This is a genomic window from Geodermatophilus aquaeductus (genome assembly GCF_900182545.1).
In the GTDB taxonomy this organism is placed as follows: domain Bacteria; phylum Actinomycetota; class Actinomycetes; order Mycobacteriales; family Geodermatophilaceae; genus Geodermatophilus; species Geodermatophilus aquaeductus.
Genome location: NZ_FXTJ01000007.1, coordinates 26,845 through 46,724, shown reverse-complemented (window position 1 = coordinate 46,724; position 19,880 = coordinate 26,845). Strand labels below are relative to the sequence as shown.

18 protein-coding genes and 1 pseudogene are annotated in these 19,880 nt (G+C 74.1%); 13 read left to right on the top strand and 6 right to left on the bottom strand.

Going from position 1 to position 19,880, the window contains the following annotated elements:
* Positions 1-130 precede the first annotated feature (130 nt).
* A pseudogene (locus FN207_RS17010) lies at positions 131-1,088 on the bottom strand (IS5 family transposase).
* 264 nt (positions 1,089-1,352) lie between these two features.
* The gene (locus tag FN207_RS17005) at positions 1,353-1,619 is read right to left on the bottom strand and encodes a hypothetical protein (RefSeq protein ID WP_142459674.1); all 267 of its coding nucleotides are present in this window, start codon (positions 1,617-1,619) and stop codon (positions 1,353-1,355) included.
* A 144-nt stretch (positions 1,620-1,763) separates the two neighbouring features.
* On the opposite strand from FN207_RS17005, the gene FN207_RS17000 reads away from it, so the two are divergent.
* On the top strand, positions 1,764-3,140 hold the full coding sequence (locus FN207_RS17000) for an ApeA N-terminal domain 1-containing protein (protein ID WP_142459673.1): 1,377 nt from the start codon (positions 1,764-1,766) through the stop codon (positions 3,138-3,140).
* Between the two features lie 145 nt (positions 3,141-3,285).
* On the opposite strand, the gene FN207_RS16995 is transcribed toward FN207_RS17000, so the two are convergent.
* From FN207_RS16995 to FN207_RS16985, 3 genes are all read right to left on the bottom strand, one after another.
* The gene (locus FN207_RS16995; protein ID WP_342778757.1) at positions 3,286-3,465 is read right to left on the bottom strand and encodes a hypothetical protein; all 180 of its coding nucleotides are present in this window, start codon (positions 3,463-3,465) and stop codon (positions 3,286-3,288) included.
* Positions 3,466-3,503: 38 nt separating this feature from the next.
* Entirely contained in the window at positions 3,504-4,004 is a 501-nt protein-coding gene (locus FN207_RS16990) for a phage major capsid protein (protein WP_185938390.1), read from the bottom strand.
* A gap of 137 nt (positions 4,005-4,141) precedes the next feature.
* The gene (locus FN207_RS16985; protein WP_142459670.1) at positions 4,142-5,188 is read right to left on the bottom strand and encodes a hypothetical protein; all 1,047 of its coding nucleotides are present in this window, start codon (positions 5,186-5,188) and stop codon (positions 4,142-4,144) included.
* A gap of 710 nt (positions 5,189-5,898) precedes the next feature.
* Here FN207_RS16985 and FN207_RS16980 point away from each other — a divergent pair.
* Genes FN207_RS16980 through FN207_RS16925 form a run of 12 tightly spaced genes read left to right on the top strand, consistent with a single transcriptional unit; the run spans position 5,899 to position 18,478 of the window.
* Entirely contained in the window at positions 5,899-6,750 is an 852-nt protein-coding gene (locus FN207_RS16980) for a hypothetical protein (protein ID WP_246066129.1), read from the top strand.
* Positions 6,747-7,142 carry a hypothetical protein gene (locus tag FN207_RS27025; protein WP_246066128.1) on the top strand — a complete coding sequence of 132 codons (396 nt, stop codon included), beginning with the start codon at positions 6,747-6,749 and terminating at the stop codon, positions 7,140-7,142. The genes FN207_RS16980 and FN207_RS27025 overlap by 4 nt, the downstream gene beginning before the upstream one ends.
* Complete coding sequence (locus FN207_RS16970) at positions 7,142-7,951, top strand: hypothetical protein (RefSeq protein ID WP_142459669.1); 810 nt, start codon at positions 7,142-7,144, stop codon at positions 7,949-7,951. Before FN207_RS27025 ends, FN207_RS16970 begins: the two co-directional genes overlap by 1 nt.
* Positions 7,944-9,533 (top strand): hypothetical protein, encoded by a 1,590-nt coding sequence (locus FN207_RS16965; RefSeq protein WP_142459668.1) that lies wholly within the window; start codon positions 7,944-7,946, stop codon positions 9,531-9,533. Before FN207_RS16970 ends, FN207_RS16965 begins: the two co-directional genes overlap by 8 nt.
* Positions 9,530-11,044: an SCO6880 family protein gene (locus FN207_RS16960; RefSeq protein WP_221888255.1), complete on the top strand. Its 1,515-nt coding sequence runs from the start codon at positions 9,530-9,532 to the stop codon at positions 11,042-11,044. The genes FN207_RS16965 and FN207_RS16960 overlap by 4 nt, the downstream gene beginning before the upstream one ends.
* On the top strand, positions 11,041-12,546 hold the full coding sequence (locus FN207_RS16955; protein WP_142459667.1) for an ATP-binding protein: 1,506 nt from the start codon (positions 11,041-11,043) through the stop codon (positions 12,544-12,546). The genes FN207_RS16960 and FN207_RS16955 overlap by 4 nt, the downstream gene beginning before the upstream one ends.
* Positions 12,543-13,691, top strand: coding sequence for a M23 family metallopeptidase (locus tag FN207_RS16950; RefSeq protein WP_142459666.1), 1,149 nt, complete (start codon positions 12,543-12,545; stop codon positions 13,689-13,691). Before FN207_RS16955 ends, FN207_RS16950 begins: the two co-directional genes overlap by 4 nt.
* Before the next feature lie 41 nt (positions 13,692-13,732).
* On the top strand, positions 13,733-15,676 hold the full coding sequence (locus FN207_RS16945) for a type IV secretory system conjugative DNA transfer family protein (protein ID WP_246066127.1): 1,944 nt from the start codon (positions 13,733-13,735) through the stop codon (positions 15,674-15,676).
* Positions 15,673-16,245: a hypothetical protein gene (locus FN207_RS16940; protein ID WP_246066126.1), complete on the top strand. Its 573-nt coding sequence runs from the start codon at positions 15,673-15,675 to the stop codon at positions 16,243-16,245. The genes FN207_RS16945 and FN207_RS16940 overlap by 4 nt, the downstream gene beginning before the upstream one ends.
* Positions 16,242-16,847, top strand: coding sequence for a hypothetical protein (locus tag FN207_RS16935; protein ID WP_246066125.1), 606 nt, complete (start codon positions 16,242-16,244; stop codon positions 16,845-16,847). Before FN207_RS16940 ends, FN207_RS16935 begins: the two co-directional genes overlap by 4 nt.
* Positions 16,844-17,140 carry a hypothetical protein gene (locus FN207_RS16930; protein ID WP_142459665.1) on the top strand — a complete coding sequence of 99 codons (297 nt, stop codon included), beginning with the start codon at positions 16,844-16,846 and terminating at the stop codon, positions 17,138-17,140. Before FN207_RS16935 ends, FN207_RS16930 begins: the two co-directional genes overlap by 4 nt.
* A gap of 3 nt (positions 17,141-17,143) precedes the next feature.
* Positions 17,144-18,478 carry a hypothetical protein gene (locus tag FN207_RS16925; RefSeq protein ID WP_142459664.1) on the top strand — a complete coding sequence of 445 codons (1,335 nt, stop codon included), beginning with the start codon at positions 17,144-17,146 and terminating at the stop codon, positions 18,476-18,478.
* Positions 18,479-18,707: 229 nt separating this feature from the next.
* Here the strand turns inward: FN207_RS16925 and FN207_RS26370 are convergent, their stop codons facing one another.
* On the bottom strand, positions 18,708-19,667 hold the full coding sequence (locus FN207_RS26370; RefSeq protein ID WP_185938389.1) for a VldE C-terminal domain-containing protein: 960 nt from the start codon (positions 19,665-19,667) through the stop codon (positions 18,708-18,710).
* Positions 19,668-19,880: the final 213 nt, after the last annotated feature.

Here is a 19,880-nt window from a genome sequence, read left to right as displayed (position 1 = left end):
TCGAGGCCGGCGGCCGCAAGGAGATCGCCATGATGGTCGCAATAGTCAGTGCCTCCTTGTCCAACATCCGGAGCACAGGCGCGCCAGCGCGCGCGTGAGATGGCGCCCTAGCTAGGGAGTGTCTGCCGGATCATGGAAGCCACGTCAGTAGCGCAGCGAGGTTGAGCGCACCGACGTAGTTGCGGGCGTGCTTGTCGTAGCGGGTGGCCAGTCCACGCCACTGTTTGACCCGGCAGAAGCCCCGTTCGACGACGTTGCGGCGCATGTAGCGGTCGGGGTCGAAGCCGACCGGACGGCCGCCGGCGGAGCCCTTGCGGCGCCGGTTGGCCTGCTGGTCGCGCGGTTCGGGGATGGTGTGGGCGATGCCCCGGCGCCGCAGCAGCGCCCGGTTGGCGCGGGAGCTGTAGCCCTTGTCGGCGACCACGTAATCCGGGCAGGTCCGCGGGCGGCCGGGACCAGCCCGGGCGACCCGCAGCGCGGCCAGCAATGGGGCGAACATGGTGGTGTCGTTGACGTTCCCGGCGGTCAGCAGCACCACCAGGGTCCGTCCGCGGCCGTCGGTGAGCGCGTGCACCTTGGTGGTCAGCCCGCCGCGGGAACGCCCGATGGCGTGGTCGGCCGGCTCGGCAGCGACGGCTTCGGCGGGCGAATTGGCCCCGATCGGCGGCTCGGTCGGGGTACCGGCCGCCCTCCTGGTCGTCGTCGGCCTGCCCGCCGGCGGTGGCGACGTTGCCGCCGATCCGCCGGGCACCTGCGCCGTGCTGATGCACCCGCACCAGGGTGGAGTCCGCCGCGACCAGCCAGTCCAGCTCGCCGGCGGCGTCGGCGTCGGCCTGGGCGCAGGCCAGCAACGTGGCCCAGGTTCCGTCGGTGCTCCACCGGGTCAGCCGCTCGTAGGCGGTCTGCCAGGGCCCGAAGGACTCGGGCAGTTCCCGCCAGGGCGAGTCGGTGCGGTACTTCCAGGCGATCGCCTCGATCACCTGGCGGTGATCGCGCCACCGCCCACCGCGTCGACCGGTCGAGGACGGCAGCAGCGGCTCCATCCACGCCCACGCCTCATCGGAGACCACGCATCGATGCTGTCGCATCGCCCGAAGCCTGCCGACATCAACCGCCGACTCAGGTCCTACGGCCCAAAAGACCGTCGTCCACGTCTGGGTCGGGTGGTCGCTGATCAAGGTCGACACGGAGTGGGGAGACTGACCCTCGCGCTTGCATCGCGAAGCGGCACTCGTCCGGTTTGATCAAGCGAAAGATGCTCCAGGCCAGCGGAGATGAGGTCCTACTTAGGGATCATCTGTCGCTCCGCAAAGGAGTACCTTGCAGGTCGCAAACGCCAGGCCGTTCTCTTGCTACGGCGAGCTGTCTTCCTCGTCTGCGAGGAACAAGATTCCACCGGCGGGACAGTTGTCCATGGTCACGACTCCCGGGCCAAGCGGCCGATCGTCGTAGGAGCGCAGTCCTGGTGGCACGGCAACCGGGCGGTCCTCGCTGACCGGGAGGATCTTGACGGTGGCGAGATCCAGGCCGCCCTCCCTCTCTATGGCACCCACCAGCCCTTGCAGGGCCGCCACCGTGGACTCCTCGCGGCAGATCCAGACGAACATGGTTCGCGGCATCTGCTGACCATATGGGGGCCGCAGGTATCGGGCCGCGCAGGTCGCGGACCACCGGGTTTCGGCACCCCGTGGTGCTGGGCACGCGAGGGTTTGGTCCTCCCTCGACGAGGGCTAGCACGGAGTCGGGCTTGGGGGGCGTGTTTGGTGGAGGCGTTCGACGCCGAGGGGCGATGGTGGCTGCCGGGGGCGCCCGACAAGACGACACCCGGGCGACTCGTCGTGACCGCTGATGGCAAGGCCGAGCTTTCGCTTATGGGGGCGTTGGACAGCTTCTTCGCGGGAAGTGAGAGCACCACGGAGAACGGGGTCACGACCACTCACTTCACCGAGTTGGGGATGGACCGGCGGGGTGCATATCCCCGCGTAATCGGAAGAGCCGGTGGCAAGCCGTACACGCTCGAAGACTGTCGGGAGTCCAAGCGCCACATTGGCGGAGGTTACGAGACTCAGCGTCTCCACGTGGGTCAGGTCTTCAGAGGGGTTCTATTCGAGACCGATGAGCAGTTGGCGTTCCGTCGCATCGACGTGGAGATGGACTGGATGCCGTTCTGGGTCAACGAGTCTGCCCTTGAGGAGTCATACTCCTACAAGAAGGTGGAAGGTGAGGCGGAACAACTCGTTGGCTTTACAATCGAGGTCGGGGCAATTGAGCCGCGAAGCTGTCAGGGGCAGGAGGATGCAACTGTAACTCTTGGGCACACTTCCGGAATCAGCGGCAATCGGGTAACGGAACGCTCCCTCTGGCAGAACTTTCACTTCTCGATCACTGCGGAGGCGCTACTGCCGCTCGACAGCTTGCTGGATCAAGCCAGTGATCTTCAGGATCTCGTGGCGATCGGTACGGGGTGCATCCCTGCCTACTCCAGTGTCGACTTTCGACACCCGGATGCTGTGATTGAGATTGGCGACAAGTCGTACGAGACGACTATTGAGATGTTCGCACAGTGGCAGGTCGTGAATAATCGGGCGCCGGACGCGCTGGACCAGTACCACATGTACTTCACGCTGCCTGAACTCGGAGGCATGCCTGGCGTGGAGCGATGGCTCACTGTTGCGGCGGCGAATCGTTCCGAGCTTGGCCGCGTGATGGCCACTCAATACTCCAAGACCATGTACGTGTCGGATCGACTAATGAATTGCGCCGCTTCCTTAGAGGCGTACGACCGTCGCAAGCATGCCGGAAATGACGTCTTCGCCGACAGGTTGACTCGCTCGGTCGGTCACGCAGGCGACATCTTCCGCGAACTGGTCCAGGATGTTGAGCGGTGGGTGAAGGCGGTCAAGGGCGCGAGAAACGACATCGCGCACCACAAGGCTCGTCTGGCGAACGCATCAACCGATCATCTCTTCCTGGCGCGGTCGGCCTATCTGCTCTTCGTCTTGTGTCTCCTGCGCGATGCGCAGGCGCCTGAGGTCGTGTTTGAACACATTGCTGAGAATCCTCAATACCGCTGGTTGAAGCGGAGACTCGCCGAGATGTTCCCATCCGAGTCAGAGTTGGGTGCTCAGGAACCCTCCTGACGGGAAAGCGCCCGGCGGACACGAAGTCCGTCCGATTCCGCCGGGCGCTTTCGTGTGCGCGCTGGCTGGTAGTCGCGGTGCCGGTGCGGTGCGCCCCGGTAGCGTCGACGGGCGGCGCGGTATACGGCGTGCAGACCGGCGTCTGTTAGGTCGCGGCGAGCCGGATGCGGACTAGGGCGGCCGGGTGCGGGAAGCCGAAGCCGACGCGACAGGTCGCGCGGACCCGGTCGCTGGTGAAGAGCACGGACTGGTCGGCCTGCACGTCGGCATCGCGCCTCACGGCGGTGACCACCCGCTCGGCCGGCAGCCCCCACACCGTGCCCACTGGAGCCTCCGGGGAGATCAGCAGCGGAACCCCGAAGATCATCCGGTGGGTCGGCTGAGCTGGGTCCGACTGAAGCAGCGGCGTGCCCGAGCCGGTGGCCTCACGTCACCCGCACCGACGGTGAGGCTGGCCGGCCCGTCGGGCTGCTCCCACCCTGGGCGGTTCGTCACCGAAGGCGGCGCCGTCGACCTTGCGGGCGATGTCGCGGCCCAGGCACCCCCGACCTCGGCGGTGGCCTCCGGGGAGGAGTCCTCGGCCAGCTCGGAGGTGACGACGGAGAGGCCGGCGACCTTGCGGGTGACGACATCTACCTCACCGGTGATCAGGTCGGAGATCGGGATTTCCGCACCCTCGGCGACCCACGCGGCGGTGGGGTCGGCGGTCACGGCGGGCAGCCGGACGGAGGGGGCGGTCGGCCGCAGCACCCCAGAGCACAACGGGTTGAGCGCCACCGAGGCGGCGAGGACGGGCGGGATGAGCAGGCTCTCGACCTGCTCGGGGGTCAGAAGGGCTCCGGCCGTTCCGGTAGTCAGGGTCACGAGTGTCGCGCCCCAAAAGTCTTGCCCCGGTTCGGCTGGGGAATTTCTTGGGTCACGGACCCTCGGGTGCGCCTCTCGCGCTGGTGCTGGCCGGCACCTGGTCACAGACGAGGGATGTCAGCCTCAGTTACCGCCGATTATGCCAGGGGATCGGGCTCTGCTGGGTACGCCTCGCTTACCTCTCTGCCGTATTTCCGCAGCTCTTGAACGGCGAACCATACGCCATCAGGTTCATGAAGCATTAGAAAGTCGAGGAAGTCCTGGACGTTCTTAGGCTCCTCTGCGGCCAGTCCTGGATAGAACTCCAGCTGAATCTGAGTCGACAGCTCCCAGTCGCCCAAGTATGTCGCGGCCATGGAAATAGCGGCTGACCAAGTACCTGATGAGGCGTCCTCGGGCAGTTTCATGCGCTTCACGGCACTGATGAGTCCGTCCACGAGTGGCGAGCGCACGTAGCCCAGATGTAGGCAAACGGCTAATAGTCCTCTCGACCGTTGGCGTAGTTGGTGAGCTTGGAAGGTGAGCCCTGCAGACACGGCCACCGCCACTGGTAGCAACAACCATGAAATGGGCACAGACACCAAGCCAATAAGGACGCTCAACGGGAGAGCAATAGCGCCGCGAAACTCAGACTCAGCTCTAAGCCGATCGTACTCTTCGGCTTGAAGAGGCAATTTTTCACCGAGCTGTACCGCGGCTGACTCCAGGCTCTCAATCACGTGCGCGAAGGGAACCACTTGGCACGCGAGAGCAGGTGCACCCGCCTGCGCGAAGCTGGTGGTCAACGCGCCCTCGAGTGGCAACGTCACACAACGCGGATCGTCCGCGAAGTGATCGTGCAGTCGATGGGCGATTCGAACTCGGCGAGGCCTGCCCGGAAGGTCCTGCTGAATCATCCATTCAATAACGGCAAACACGGAGGCTATAAGGCGACGCCCGAGTGCCAGTTGCAGGGGTGTGGCAATGCAGCCGATAACGTAAATGATCAGGACCAGTGCGGCTATCTCTATGGTCTGCGGAACGGCGTTCATGATTGCCTGTGCTTGAGCCAGCCCCGCGTTCACCCGCAGTTTATCCCACCGCGGCACGGCAACTACGGAGATGGCGGCGACCCACAGCGCCCCTACGGTGGCGGGGGTCCGCAATTGTCGAACACCCGGAAGAATTGAAGCCAAAAAGTTCACGACAGCGCGCCTCCGGTTCGATACGGCCTTGAATGTTGCCTCGACCGACCGCGCCAGGGGGCCTCAGACGCGCATGCACCTTGTCACAAAGGGGTTCTTGAGCCTCGGCTGACACAATGGTCCCGGCTGTACGCCGGGACGGCCTAATCGCCGGACGTCCGGGTCAGTGCTGCCCGCGCAGCACCTGGCCCCACGTGGCCCCGGAGCGTTGGTCGACCTGGGGGCGGCGACCCTGCCGAAACCGGGGACCCGCGACGGGAGCATCGGGCCCATCGTGATGATCGGGCGGACGCTGCCCAACGGCCGGTAGATCAGGGGTGGTGACTCGGTCCCTGCTTCTTCTGATTCTCTGGTGGCCTGGGCTGGCTCGGGCGGCAGGCCGGCTGGCCACGAACCGGAAGCCGGAGGGCGAATCCTCCGGTGGGTCTCCAGCGGCATCGACCGGTGCCTGCGAGCGCTGTTCCGTGCCGGGCAGGGACCGCGCCCGAGCCGCCGGGGAGGCCCAGGGTGCCTGCGGATCGGCCAGCCCCGGATAACTGGAGGATTACCGGAGCCGCGTCGACACGGTCAGCGGCATGCAGTTCCACGAAGCGTCGTCCCGCCGCGACACCACCCCGGGCCCCTCGGACCGTTTCCCGTCGTCTCCGGCGTCGGTGACGGCCGCCCCATTTACCCGCGTACGGGAGCCACGGCCCCTGACGGTCGAGGCGATGAAGGCGGCCGTCCTCGCAATCCGGGCCGGCGCGTTCGACGGCCAAGGCAGCACTCCCGCCGTCAGCGGCGATGCGCTGGGCGCCTCCGCTGAGCTCCGAACGTCTCGCTCGGGTGACGTCCGCCCGCCCTGGGCCGACGTCGCCATCAGCGGTCCCGTGGTGCTGGTCCTGGCGGGGCATGCCGGTGCGGGCGCGTCGACGGTCGCGCTGGCGATCGCCGAGGGCCTGGCCCTCGACCGGCCGGTGCAGCTGGTCGACTACGCGCCGCCTGCGCAGTCCGGGCTGGCGGTGGCGTCGAGCATCGAGCTGGGCGCGGACGGTGCCGGGTGGCGGCGGGGCCAGCGCGGGCATCTCGACGTCTTCCGCCTGGCCCGACGTCCAGGCGGGGACGGGCTTCCGCTGTTCCCCGCCGGAGACGACGCCGATCGGGTGTCGGTGGTCGACCTCGGTTGGCCCCTTGCTCTCGCGATGCTCGAAGGCGCCGACGGGACGCCTGGAAAGCGCAGCGCGTACGTGGTCGTGACCCGGGTGACGGTGCCGGCCGTGCGGCAGGCCGAGCACGCCTTGTCCGCACTCGGCGGCGAGGCCGTGGTGGCCGCGGTGGGGCCGGCGTGGCCGCGGGTGATCGAGGCCGGCTGCGGGCCGCTCCTGACCGACCTGCGGTCCCGTGGCCGGGTCGTGCGGGTTCCGCTAGACCGGCGGCTGGAGGTCACCGGCCTCACCGGGGACCGGCTGCCGAGGCCGGTGGCGTCCGCGGGGCGGGCGCTCGCGGCGCTGCTCGCGCCCGGCCTGCCCGCGGCTCCCCGGCATCGCCGGCGGGCCGCCGCCCCCCGCGGGGAGCAGCCGTGAGGGCAGCGGTCACACGCGTCGTGGGCACCGCGCCCGCCCTCGTCCGGGTCGTCTCGGCCGCGGTGCTCGGTATCCCCGAGACCGTCGGGGTGGCGTGGTGGGCGCTCGTCGAGGAGCCGGGGGAGGAGCCCGCGACCGTCTGCCCCCAGGCGCCACCCGGCATGCAGGCCTTCGCCGACGACGTGACGGCCTGGGTGAAATGGGGGGTGCTGGCGCTCATCGTCATCAGCGCGGTGGTGTCGCTGGGCGCGATCCTCGCCGGGCGGATCTTCTCCCACCCGCACGCCTCCCGGTACGGGGCTATGGGGGTCGCGGTGGTGGTGCTGGTGGCCATCACCTACACGGTCATCCTGGTGATCCTCGACTCGATCACCGGCAGCGGGTGCACCTGATGCGCCGCCGACCGGAACGGGACGCGGGCGGCGCTCCGGAGTGGAGCCCGGCCCGGCTGCTGGTGGTCGCCGCGCTTAGCGCGCTGGTCGCCCTGGCGGTGCTGGCCGGGGTCGTCCTCGCGGTCGTCGCCGTCCTGACCGACGACGAGTCCGCCCCGCCGGCGGCCGGACGAAAGGCTCCGCCCTCATCAGCGACGGTGTCCCGGCAGGACGCGCTGGCGGCCGCGCCGATGCCGAGCGCCGACCCCGACGATGCGTTGCCCCGCCCCGTGTCGACGCAGGCCGCCGACGCCCTCGAGCTGCCCCGCGCCACCGGCGTCGGCGCGGCCGGCGTGCTCACCGGCTTCCCCCGCACCCCGGAGGGCGCGCTGGCGCAGCTGGCGGCCATCGACGTGACGGCGATGGGCAGTGGCTCGATGAACGGCGTCCAGGGGGTCATCACCGAGTGGGCGGCGCCGGGCGGTCCCACCGCGCGGACGTGGAGCGGGGTGCACGGCATGGCCCGCCTGCTGACGGCGGCCGGCGTGTCCGGGTCCGGATCGCCGCAGCTGGCCGTCGTGGTCCGCCCGGTGATGGGCCTGATCAAGGGAACGGTGGGGCCGGACTTCGCGGTGGTCTGCGTGAACTCCGAGTTCACCGTCACCGTCGAGCAGACCGCGCGCATCGCGGTCGCCGACTGCCAGCGGATGGTGTGGACCGGCGAGCGGTGGGTGATCGGCCCCGGAGCGGAACCGGCGCCGGCGCCGTCGATCTGGCCGGGCACCGACGCGGCGATCGCCGCCGGCTACCGGGAGCTCCGCCATGGGTGACCGAAATCAGCGGCGGGGCGGCTCACCGGGAAGCGCGCGGGCGTCGGTCGTCCTGGTGCTGTCGGCGGCGGCCTGGCTCGTGTCGGTCGCTCCGGCGGCGGCCGACCCGGCGTGGGCCTTTCCGGCAGATCCGGTGGCCGAGGACGGCGCCCTGCCGTGCCTGCCGACCGATCCGCTGTGCGCGGTCGGTGAGCTCGCCGGCGCCGCGGTCACCGACGTGTGGACCGCCGCGATGCTGGCGCTGTGGGAGGCCGGGCTGTGGCTGCTGGGCCTGGCCTTCTCGGTGGTCGATGCCCTAGCCACGCCGGACCTGTCCGCGGACGGCCCGCTGGCCGGGATCTATCCGGTGACCTTCGGGATCGGCGCCAGCGTCGCCGCGGTGATGGGTCTGGTGCAACTGGGTGTGGCCGCGCTGCGCCGGGACGGGCGGACCCTCGGCCGGCTGCTGATCGGGCTGGCGCAGTTCGGCCTGGTCTGGTCCGGCTACGTCGGGGTGGCGGCGCTGCTGGTCACCGGCGTCTCGGGGCTCACCACCGGCCTGCTGCAGAGCCTGCTGGACATCGACACCCTGGCCGCCTTCGACCCGTCGATCAGCGTGGGCCGCGACCTGGTCGACGGCACGGTCGCCACCGTCCTGGGGATTAGCTCGGTCTTCCTGCTCGTGCCCGCGAGCGTGGGCTACCTGCTGCTGATGCTGGTCCGCGAGGCGGCCCTGATCGTCCTGGCGGCGACGTCGGCGATCTCGGCCGGCGGCCTGCTGGCGGCGACCTCGAGCGCCTGGTTCTGGCGGAGCCTGCGCTGGTTCCTGGCCGCGCTGCTGGTCTCCCCGGTCGCCGTCCTTGTCCTCGGGGTCGGGGTCACCATCACCGAAGGCGTGGTGACCGGCGCCGAGGGAACGAGCACCGGGTCCGCGGCCGGCACGGCGGTGGTCGGCTGCCTGCTGATCCTGCTCGGCGCGGTCTGCCCGCTGGCGCTGTTCCGGCTGCTGGCCTTCGTCGACCCCGGCACGTCCAGCGGCGCGGCGCTGCGCTCGTCGCTGGCCGCCTCCGGCGGGCTGCTGGGCGCGCTGCAGAAGGTCGCCGGCGGGGCCGCGGGAGCCGCTGTCGCCGGCTCCGCCGGCGGGGCGGCCGCCTCGGGGGCGGCGGCCCAAATCGCCGGGGACCGGGCGCAGGGGGAGTCGACCGCCGACGCGGTCACCGGCGGCCGGTTCGCCGGTGCCCTGCGCGCGCTGACCGCCGGCAGCGCCCAGGCGGGACGGGTGGCGGCCGGGGTCGCGGCGTCGGCGGCCGACGTGCTGTCGGCTGCCGGCGTGGGCCACTCCGCGCCGTGGCACGGGCAGCCGCCGAGCGGACGGATGCGGATGCGGATGCGCGGCACCGGCTCCCCGGGCGGGACGGGCACCGCCGGAACACTCCGCCGCGGCGCCGGCTCCGACGATGGCGGGCCGCCGCCGGCGGGGTCGGGGAGCCCGGCCGGGACGTCGCCCGCCACCTGGCCCACCCAGTCCCTCGATCACACCGCACCCGACCGGGTCGACGGCGTCGACGGGTTCGACGGCTCCGACGAGGACGGTGCGCGGTGAGCGCCGTCCGCTACGGCGACTACGCGCGCGATGTATCCGGCTGGTTCCTCGGCATGACCGGTGTCCAGCTGGCGCTGGTCACCGGAGCCGGGATCCCGGCGCTGCTGGCCCTCAACGCGCGGGCGTGGGGGCTGCTGCTGGGATGGCTGCCGGTGTGGGCGCTGCTGGCAGCCGTGCTGCTGGTCCCCGTCCGCGGCCGGGCGGCCGGCCGCTGGCTCGCCGACCTGGTCCTGCACGCGGTCGGGCAAGCGCTGGGCTGGACGGTGTTCGGCTCCCGCGCCGCCGCCGGCACCGCCGACGACCTGGCGACCGCCGACCTGCCCGGGGTGCTCGCCGCCGTCCGCACCCACGACGGGCCGCCGTACGGACACGGCGTGGACCGGCCGGTGCTCGTGCAGGACCGGGCGGCGCGCACCTGGGCGGCGGTGGCCCGCATCGACCATCCCGGCATCGGGCTGGCCGAGCCGGACCAGCGGGACCGGATGGGCGCCGGCCTCGCCGAGCTGGTCGAGCTGGCCGCCCGCACCGAGCTGGTGGACACCCTGGCCCTGCAGGTCCGCACGGTGCCCGACGACGGCGCCGAGCGCGCCGCCTGGGAACGCGCCCACGCCCGGCCGGATGCGCCGGCGCTGGCGGCCCGGGTGAACGGGCTGCTGGGTGCGGCGCTGACCCCGGCCGCGGTGCGGACCGAGGCGTTCGTGACCGTCGTGGTGGGGGAGGGCCGGATCGGCCGGGCGGCGCGGGAGGCCGGCGGCGGGGTGGACGGCCGCGCCCGGGTGCTGCACGGGGTGATGGCCGAGGTGGAGGCCGCGCTGCGCGGGCCGGTCGGCTGCACGGCGGTGACCTGGCTGGACTCCGCCGCGCTGGCCGCCGCGGTGCGCACCGGCTTCGCGCCGGCTGACCGAGCCCAGCTGGTCGCCGCCGACCTGGCCGCCGCCGACGGCGAGCCGGTGGCCACCGGGGTGCCGATGGCCGCGGCAGGCCCGACGGGCGCGCGGGCGGAGGTGCGGCACTACCGGCACGACGCGTGGGCGTCGGTCACCGACACGGTGCTGCTGCCCGACTCCGGGGCGGTGCTCGGCGCGCTGGCGCCGGTGCTGGTGCCCACGACCGCGGGGGAGCGGCGCTGCCTGACGGTGTTCCTCGCGCCGCTGCCGCTGCAGCGGGCCACCCGGCTGGTCGGGCGGGAGGCGATGAGCGCGACCACCGGCAACGAGCTGCGCGCCCGGATGGGCTTCCGGACCCGCGCCCGGCAGCGGCGGGACACCGAGCGGATCGGCGTCGCCGACGAGAAGCTCGCCGCCGGGCGGGCGCTGGTGCGCCCGGCGCTGGCCGCCTGCGTCACCGTCCCGGCGACCTGGCCGGTGGCCGAGCACGGCCGGCGGCTGGACGCGTCCATCCGCGCCGCCGGGTATGTGCCGCTGCGGCTGGACCTGGCGCAGGACTCCGGGTTCGCCGCCGCGGCCATCCCGCTGGGTATCGGGCTGCCGGACCGCCGGGGGCGGCGGTGATCCGCCGCGCCGCCCGGGCGGGCCGGGACGTTGCGGTGCTGCTCGACGACTTCGGCCACCGGCTGCCCGCCGTCCCCGCTCCGCCGCGGGCGGCGCGCGACCGCGGGCCGTTCGCCGAACTCGTGCCCCGGCGCGGCCCGCGGGGCCGCGGCCGGGGCCGGGCCGCCACGCCGGCGCCGCTGTCGGTATGGCGGATGACCTCGGAGCAGACGCCGGTCGTGTGGCCGCTGATCGCCACCTCCGGGCTGCCGCCGACCGGCGCGCAGATGGGCATCGACCTGCTCTCGGGCGGGGCGTTCTACTGCGATCCGGTCGGCTGGGTCACCGACGAGACGATTCCGGTCACCAATCCCAACGTCGTCGTCTTCGGCAAGCCCGGCCGCGGCAAGTCCGCCACGGTCAAGGCGTTCGCGCTGCGGATGCTCGGCTACGGCTACCGCATCCTGGTCCTGGGCGACACCAAGGACGAGTACGAGCCGCTGTGCCGGGCGCTGGGCGTGGAGCCGTTCGCCATCGGCCCCGGCCTGCCCACCCGGGTCAACCCGCTGGCCTTCGGCCCGCTCGGGCACGACTGGGAACACCTTGGCGCCGCCGAGGCCCGCCGCCGCGAGGCGCTGGTGTTCGCCCGCTGGCTGGTGCTCATCCGCGGCCTGGTCGGCTCGCAGTCGGTGCCGTTCGGCCCGGTGGAGGAGACCGCCGTCGGGGAGGCGCTGCGGCTGCTCACCGGCTACCGCACCGCCGCCACCCGGCTGGCCGAGCCGACGATCCCGCGGCTGTGGCGGGCCCTGGACGAGCCTCCCGACGAGCTCGTCGCCGGCTGCCGGTACGCCGACCGGCGGCACTTCCTCGACGCCACCCGCCTGCTGCGCGACGCGCTCGGCGCGCTGGTCAAGGGCTCGCTGGCCGGGCTGTTCGACGACCACACCACCGTCGCCGTCGACTGGCGCGCCCCGATCCAGTCGCTGTCGCTGTCCCGCCTGGAGCCGCTCGGCGACTCCGCCGTCGGCATCGCGCTGACCTGCCTGAACTCCTGGGGACAGGCGATGCGGGAGATCGCCGACCCCGGCGACCTGCGGATCGTCATCCGCGACGAGACCTGGCGGCAGATGCGCCTGGGGCCCGAGGCGATGAAGAGCCTGGACGCCAACCTGCGGCTGTCCCGCCGCGACGCCGACGTGCAGATCCTGCTGGCGCACAAGCCCTCGGACATGCTCACCGCCGGCGACGCCGCCTCGCAGGCGGTCGCCATCGCCCGCGACCTGCTGCACCTGTGCGACGTGAAGGTGCTGCACGGCCAGGACCAGGCCGTCGGCGACGAGCTCGGCGCCTCACTCGGGTTGACCCCGACCGCGCAGCGGGTGGTCACCGGCTGGGCGGTCGCCGGCAAGGGCCGGGCGCTGTGGCTGGTCGGGGACCGGGCGTTCCAGGTCCAGACCGTCCTCACCGGGCCCGAGCTGCGGCTGACCTACACCAACGAGGCCCTCACCGGCGGCCCGGCATGACCGACGCGGCGCGGACCTGGCTGTGGAGGGCCGCAGCTCCGGTGGCGGTCCCGGTGCTCGCCGCGCTCACCCTGCTGCTCGTTCCGCTGGCGATCCTGACCGCGCCCGAGGCGGGCTCCCCGGCGGCGTCGTCGGCGTGCTCGGCCGGTGGCACCGGCACCACGGTGGCCGGTGTCGCGCTGGACGCGGTCCAGATGGGTCACGCGCAGACCATCGCCAACGTCGCCGCCGCCCGCGGCCTGCCGGCGTACGCGGTGACCGTGGCGCTGGCCACCGCCTGGCAGGAGTCGCGGCTGCGGATGCTGGCCAACGACGGCAGCAGCCCCGCGCTCACCGCCGAGCAGGCGGCAGTGACCGCGACCAGCCTCACGCATCCGCACGACGGGATCGGCTCCGACCACGACAGCGTCAACCTCCTCCAGCAGCGCTGGCTGGCCGGCTGGGGCACCGTCGCCCAGCTGATGGATCCCGTCCACGCCGCCGAGGCCTTCTACTCCCGGCTGGTCGCGGTGCCGAACTGGCAGACGATTCCGCTGACCGAGGCCGCGCAGGCCGTGCAGGTCTCGGCCGCGGGCGGCGCCTACGCCCGCTGGGAGCCGTTCGCCCGCCAGCTGACCGCCGTGCTGTGGTCGGCCGCGCAGGCCACAGCCGCCGGCCCGGCCGGGGCGGCGGACGGGATCTGCCCAGGCCTGGCGGTGGCCGCCGGGTCGTGGATCCGGCCCACCGCGGGGACGGTCACCTCCGGCTTCGGAACCCGCTGGGGCGCGTTGCACGCCGGCGTCGACCTCGCCGGGCCCCGCGGCACCCCGGTCTACGCCGCCGCCGACGGCACCGTGATCCGTGCCGAGTGCACCAGCGCCTACTGCGACCGCGACGGCGGCCTCGGCCTGGCCGGCTACGGCAACCTCGTCGAGGTCGACCACGGCGCCGGCGTGACTTCCCGCTACGCCCACCTGTCGGCCTACACCGTCCGCGCCGGGCAGCCGGTCCGCGCCGGGACGCTGCTCGGCTACCAGGGCTCCACCGGCAACAGCACCGGCGTGCACCTGCACCTCGAGGTCCGCATCGACGGCGACCCGGTCGATCCGGTGCCCTGGCTGGCCGCGCGCGGCGTCGACCTGTCCGCGACCACGACCGCCGGCTGACCCGGCACCCCATCCACCGCCAGGACCTCGAGGAGGAGATCGTGCGCATCACCGGATCCCGATCCGCACCTGTCGCGCTGCGGTCGCGCGCCGACGTCGGCCCGGCCGGTTGGGAGATCCCGACCGCCGCCGCGCTGACCTGGCTGGCCGCCGCCGCGCTGCTCCTGCCGGCCGCGCGCGGGGCAGCCGCCGCGGTGGCCGGCGGCGGCTGGGTGTGGCCCGCGGGGCCGAGAGCCCTGGCCGCCGCGGTCGGCGGCCTGCTCACCGGCGACGCCACCGCCGGCCTGACTGCCGCCCAGGCCGCGGCGGCGCCCGCGCCCGGCGCCGTCCACACGGCCGTGGCCGTCGCAGTCGCGGGATTCCTGGCCGGCACCGGGGCAGCGGTCCGGGAGGGGCGGCGCGTGCTCGGCGCCGGCACGGGCCTGGCCACCCGCGGTGAGGCCGCGCAGGTGCTCGGCCGCCCTCGGCTGCGGCGGGTCGCGGCGGTGATCCGGCCCGACCTGCTCCCGGCCGCCCGCGCCCGGACCGGGCGACGGCGGGCGCCCGACCCGTCCGCGGTCGGCTGGCGGCTGGGCCGCGGCGCCGTTCCGGCGGCGGGGGAGCTTTGGGTGCCCTTCGACCGGACCACCGGCGTCTACGGCCCGCAGGGCTCCGGCAAGACCCTCGACCTGCTCGCCCCCGCGCTGCTCGACGCCCCCGGCGCGGCCCTGGTCACGCTGACCAAGGCCGAGGACCTGCTGCTCACCGTCGACGCCCGCGCCGCCGGCGGCCGGCCGGTGGCCGTGCTCGACCCGTTCGGTGCCGTCCCCGGGCTGCCGGAGCTGGTGTGGGACCCGGTCGCCGGCTGCGCCGACCCGATGGTCGCCGAGCGCCGCGCCAAGGCCTTCGCCACCGGCACGGTGACCGGAGCCGTCGGCGGCGGCGGTTCGGACAACGCCGCCCGCTTCTACGCCTTCGAGGCGGCCAAGGTGCTGCAGGCCTATCTTCACGCCGCCGCGCTCACCGGCCGCACCGTCGAGGACGTCCTCGCCTGGGCCGCCCATCCGCAGGCCAGTCCGCAGCCGGCCGACATCCTGCGCGGCCACCCGCACGCCGCCCCGCTATGGGACGGGCTGCTGCACGGCGCCCTGCACGGCGACGACCGCACCGCCGGCAACACCGCCACCACCGTGCAGCAGGCCCTGGCGCTGTTCTTCCAGGCCGACATCCGCCGCCGCTGCACACCCGGACCCGGGCGGCCGGCCACCGACCTCGCCGCCCTGCTCGCCGCCGGCGGCACCGTCTACCTGCTCGGCCGCGACGACCCCTACGCCTCCGCCGCGCCGCTGATGACCGCGCTGGCCGAGCACGTCCTCGACACTGCCCTGACGCTCGCCGACGCCGCGCCGACCGGGCGGCTGTGCCCGCCGCTGCTGGCCTGCCTGGACGAGCTGCCCTCCACCGCGCCGCTGCCCACCCTGCGCACCCGGATGGCCAACGACCGGGCCCTCGGGATCGGCTTCCTCTACGCCGCGCAGACCTGGCGGCAGCTGGTCATCGTCTACGGCGAGGACGAGGCCCGCGCGCTGTTCGGGCTGACCAACGTCGTCGTCGCCTTCGGCGGCGGCAAGGACGGCGGCTTCAACCGGGAGCTGTCCGACCTGACCGGCACCACCCGGGTGCGGCGCACCAGCTACAGCTCCGGCCGCGCCGGATGGAGCCGCTCCACGCACGGCGAGGACGTGCCGGTGCTGCGGCCGGAGGAGATCCGCCGGCTCCCGCCCGGGCGTGCGCTGGTCGTCGCCGAGCACGCCCCGCCGCTGATCGCCGCACTCGACCGTTGCCTCACCGGCCGCGGCGGGGCCGCGCTGCTGACGGCCCAGGCGGCCGCCCGCTCCCGGGTCGCCGCCGCACGCGCAGCCGCGCCTCATCCACCGCACCGCACCGACCGCGCACCCGCGGTCGTCTCGTCGGGGGGCCTCGTGCCGGGGGAGGAGCGGCGGTGACCGCGCCGCTGCTCCTCCCCTTCCCGGCGCCGCCGCGAGCGGTGCGCACCGCCTTCGACCACCTCCGCCAGGCCGAGGACGCCGGCCTCGAGCCGGCCGGCCTGCAGCTGCTGGACCGGCCCTGGGATCCGGCCGGCTGCGCACCGCGCGTCCGCGCGCAGCTGTGGCCGTGGCTCGACGACGTCGCCGGGTGGCTCAACGGCACCCACGCCTGGCAGACCGCCTCCGCCATCCCGTCCTGCTGGCCCGCCCATCCGCACCTGGTTGCCGAGCTCGCCGTGCTGGCCTGCCTGCGGGTCGTCGCCGGCGACGCCCCCACCCCGCACGCGCTGGAGGAGTGGCACCGCTACGCCCTGCCCGGCTTCACCACCCGGATGGCCGACCGGCTCGGCATCGGCTGCCCACCCGGACGGCACCTCGACTGGCCGGCCCGCTCCTGGGCCGCCGCGCACGACAGCGCCGAGTCGGCCCAGGCGCGCCGCGACCTGTTCGACGGCGACACCGGCCACGGGCGATCCGCCGCCGCGGCCGGCCCCTCGGCCCGACCCCTGCGGGGAGCGACCCCGTGAGCGGCGGGGACCGGCTCCGGCCCGGCCGCGGCGACTGGGTGACGCTCACCGGCGGCGTCCGGGTCAGCCGGACCTGGATGACCCGGCACACCCCCCGCCTGCTGGGCGCCTGGTGCGACGCGCCCTCCGAGGAGGAGCGGCGTGCGATCGCCGCCCGCATCCTGCAGGTCGCCGGCGGCCTGGAGAGCGAGCCCGACGACGGCGACCGCGACCCGGGTGGCCGGGACTGGGAGGTCCTCGCCGGGCGGATCGACCCGCGCCTGGTCGACGGTCCGGACTGGCCACCGCTGGCCGCCGCGCTCGACCGCGCCGCCGCCGCCGGCTACGACCCCGCCCGCCGGCTCCCCGCCCTGGCCGCGGCCACGCCGCTGCCCGCGCGGCACCCGGCGCGGGAGCTGCACTGGCGGCTGCTCGAGGACTGCCCGGCCGCCCTTCCCCGACGTCTCGACGCCGAAGGTCCGGGCGCCAGCCGTAATCCCGCACAACCAACCGCTCACAGCGGACCCGCTTGCCCACAGACCTCCGCCGATCGCACCGCACGACGGGCCGGCAGCGAACCGTCCACCCCAGCCCCGCCCCACGACCCAGGAGCCACCCGATGACCGCCGACCTCACCGCCGATCCGCTCAGCTACGCCGCCGCACTGCTCGACGCCGTCGGCGCCGACCGGGTGCAGGTGCCCGCCGAGATCGCCCTGCACTGCCTGTACGCCGCCGAGCTGCTCGAGCGGGCCGGCGCCCAGCCCACCCCGACGGAGCTGATCGACGGCGACCCCCGCATCACCGTGCGCGTGGCCATGGCCGCCCTCGCCGACCTCGACGAGGACGCCTTCGCCGCCCCGCCGGTCCTCGACGCCGCCCGCGCCGCCCGCCAGGCCCTGCGGCGCCTGGGCTGAGCGGTGGCCACCTCGCTGCAGCACCTGCTCGACGAGCTCACCACGCGCACCCACGCGCCCGCACCGACGGCGGCCATCGAGGACGTCACCGGCGCGCTGGCCCACCTCGGCCGGGCGCTGACCGGGCTGACCGAGGACGGACTGAGCCCGGCGGCCAGCGCCCGGCAGCAGACCGCCGCCGGACTCGCCGGCGCGTGCGCCACCGCGGGCGGCCTGTGGCCGCGCACCGGCGGCCCGCTCACCGACCTCGCCGGCGCCGCCGCCGACCTCGTCGGTCGCCACCGGGGCACCATGGGTCGCGCGCACCGGTGGGCGGTCACCGTCGAGCTGGCCGAGGTGGCCGAGCACTGCGCGCGGCTCGGCCGACGGCTGCTGCCGCCGGAGGCGGCCCCGGAGCTGGTCTTCGTCCGCCAGTCGGCCGCCGACGTCGAGCGCGACGCGCAGGCATCCCCACCGACCGCGGACGGCTGCGCGGTGCTCGACCGCCTCGTCCCGCTGCCCGGCGCACCGCCCGGTGGGCGAGAGGTGACCGCGCTGGACGCCGCCGCGGCCCTCGCCGCGGCGCTCGACCGGGCCCGGCGGGCCGACGACCTGACCCTGCGCGACTTCCGCGCCGCCGTCGCCGCCACCGAGATCACCAGTCGCTCCGCCGCCATGGTCGCCGGCACGGCCGGGGAGGACGCCGGACCCCTGGTGGTCACCGGGCTCGCCTGGCAACTGGCCGGCCGCGCCAGCATGGTCTTCCACGACGGGCGGGTGGGAGAGCCGATCGACCCCCGGGGAGTCGTGGCGCACGCACGGGCGCTCGCCGATGCCCTGCGCCTCCACGTCGGCGATCCGGCCGGCATCGCCCACCCGGACGACGGCCGGGACCTCTCGAGCGCAGCCGGCACGCTGATGCGCGTGGTCGGCCAGCTGCCGGCCCTGGCCGACCGGCTCGTGGCCGCCGTCGACCGCTGGTCCCGGACCGGGCGGCTGTACGCCGACGCGCGGGATCTGCCGCCCATGGAGGACATGCCCGGCGACCGGGTGCAGGCGGTGATCGGCGGACGCACGGTGCAGGCTTCCGGCGCCGACCTCGACCACCTCCGGCGGGTCGTCGCCCGGGCCGCGGCCCTGACGACCGGGCTCGCCTCCGCACGGACGCCCGCGGAGGACGCGGCGAGCGTGCTGTCGCGGCCCTCATCCGGCAGGAGCGTCCGCAGCGGGCGGATCCCCGGCTCACCGCAGCGTCTGCTCGACCGTGCGCAGGCCGAGGCCGGGACTGTCTCGGCCACCAGGCCGTCCCCGGGTGCTCCGTCGGACGGGATCCGCGGTGGCCCCGCGCGCGGCGTCTGAGGACTGGATCGGTCAGCCCGTGACCTGAGGATCGAGCCCTCGGCGTGCGGCGCGCACCGCAGCGGGTGCGGGACGGGAGCCCGGCGGAACGCTGAGGAAACACGTCGACAGGGAGCACGTCGACATCGCCACGGCGGGGCCGGCGCCTGTCCGCGCCACCCGCGAGGGTCGCCTCCTGGCGAGGATCACCGGCCGGACGTGGCGGACGGCCTGCGGTCCCCGGCCTGGACTACAGGTAGTTCACGTGGACGTGGTCCATGTGGTTCTGCGTCGCGCTGCCACGGTCGGCCATGGTCGACCAGGAGCCACCCGGCGACTGCAGGATGCGCTGCTGGTAGATCAGGTAGTCGACGCCGAGCGCGTCCCAGTTGGCGATGTGGTACTGGACGATCGCATTTCCCAGGGCGGTGTCGGAGAGCACCATGTAGTCCAGGGCCAGCCCCGAGGGGTGGCCCCCGGGGTCGGTCGCGCTGGCCCGGGTTCCGCCGATGGTGATGTCGTCCGCGCCGGGCACGTTGGACACGACTGCGTCCGCGGCCGCCTGCGACTGCGGCTTCGGTGATCCCGCGCTGTTGGTGATCCGCGCGACCGCGGTCACCGCCGTGCTGGCGGCCACCTCGCCGGCGCCGGCCTCCTCCCCGGACTCCTCGTCGGAGGCCTCCGACTGCGCCTCGGCCGACTCCGCGGCGGCGTCCGCTGCCTCGGCCTGGGCGGCTGCCTCGGCGTGGGCGGCTGCCTCGGCCTGGGCGGCTGCCTCGGCCTGGGCCGCGGCTTCGGCCTGGGCCGCGGCCTGGGCGGCGGCCTCGGCCTGGGCGGCGGCCTCGGCCTCGACCCGCTGCCGCTCGACCGCAGCCTGGTCCGCGGCGGCCTGCGCCTGCTGGGCGGCGGTCTCCTCGGCCTCCCGGCTGCTGCGGCTGGCGGTCAGGTCCTGCAGCGGCTGCAGATCGGGTGCGGCGCCGGCCGGGCTGGACTGGCCGGAGAGGCCGAGGGCCTCGGCGACGCTGGCCGACTCCGAGGACGCGGCCCCGGCCTGAGCGGCCGGCCCGGTGCCGGTGAGGACGTTGACGAGGACGGCGCCGGCGGCGGCGACACCGAGGAGAAGGCCGGGACGGCGGCGGGCGATGGCCGACCGGGCGGCCCGGCCGCGGCGCCCCGCGGCGCGGCCGGAGGTGGTGGTGCGGACGTCCATGAGTGGTGGTGCTCCGAGGTGTTCGGGCGCAGCGGCGCACGAGCGCGCGACTGCGGAGATGTCCAGGTGGCGAGGGCTGCGGCCGACCGCGGACGCCGGGCTCGACGCAGGTGCACCACGGGAACCAGCGGGACGCCGGTCGAGCGTGAGTTGCTCGAGCTGGTGGAGCCTGCGTGGGCGCTCGGCGAGGGCGGGCCCCGAGCGGTCAGATGC

Coding starts and splice junctions, on each gene's coding strand:
- FN207_RS16950 (WP_142459666.1), top strand. CDS start 12,543: ATGACCGACGCGGCGCGGACCTGGCTGTGGAGGGCCGCAGCTCCGGTG.
- FN207_RS16930 (WP_142459665.1), top strand. CDS start 16,844: ATGACCGCCGACCTCACCGCCGATCCGCTCAGCTACGCCGCCGCACTG.
- FN207_RS16970 (WP_142459669.1), top strand. CDS start 7,142: ATGCGCCGCCGACCGGAACGGGACGCGGGCGGCGCTCCGGAGTGGAGC.
- FN207_RS16965 (WP_142459668.1), top strand. CDS start 7,944: ATGGGTGACCGAAATCAGCGGCGGGGCGGCTCACCGGGAAGCGCGCGG.
- FN207_RS26370 (WP_185938389.1), bottom strand. CDS start 19,667: ATGGACGTCCGCACCACCACCTCCGGCCGCGCCGCGGGGCGCCGCGGC.
- FN207_RS17005 (WP_142459674.1), bottom strand. CDS start 1,619: ATGCCGCGAACCATGTTCGTCTGGATCTGCCGCGAGGAGTCCACGGTG.
- FN207_RS16980 (WP_246066129.1), top strand. CDS start 5,899: ATGAAGGCGGCCGTCCTCGCAATCCGGGCCGGCGCGTTCGACGGCCAA.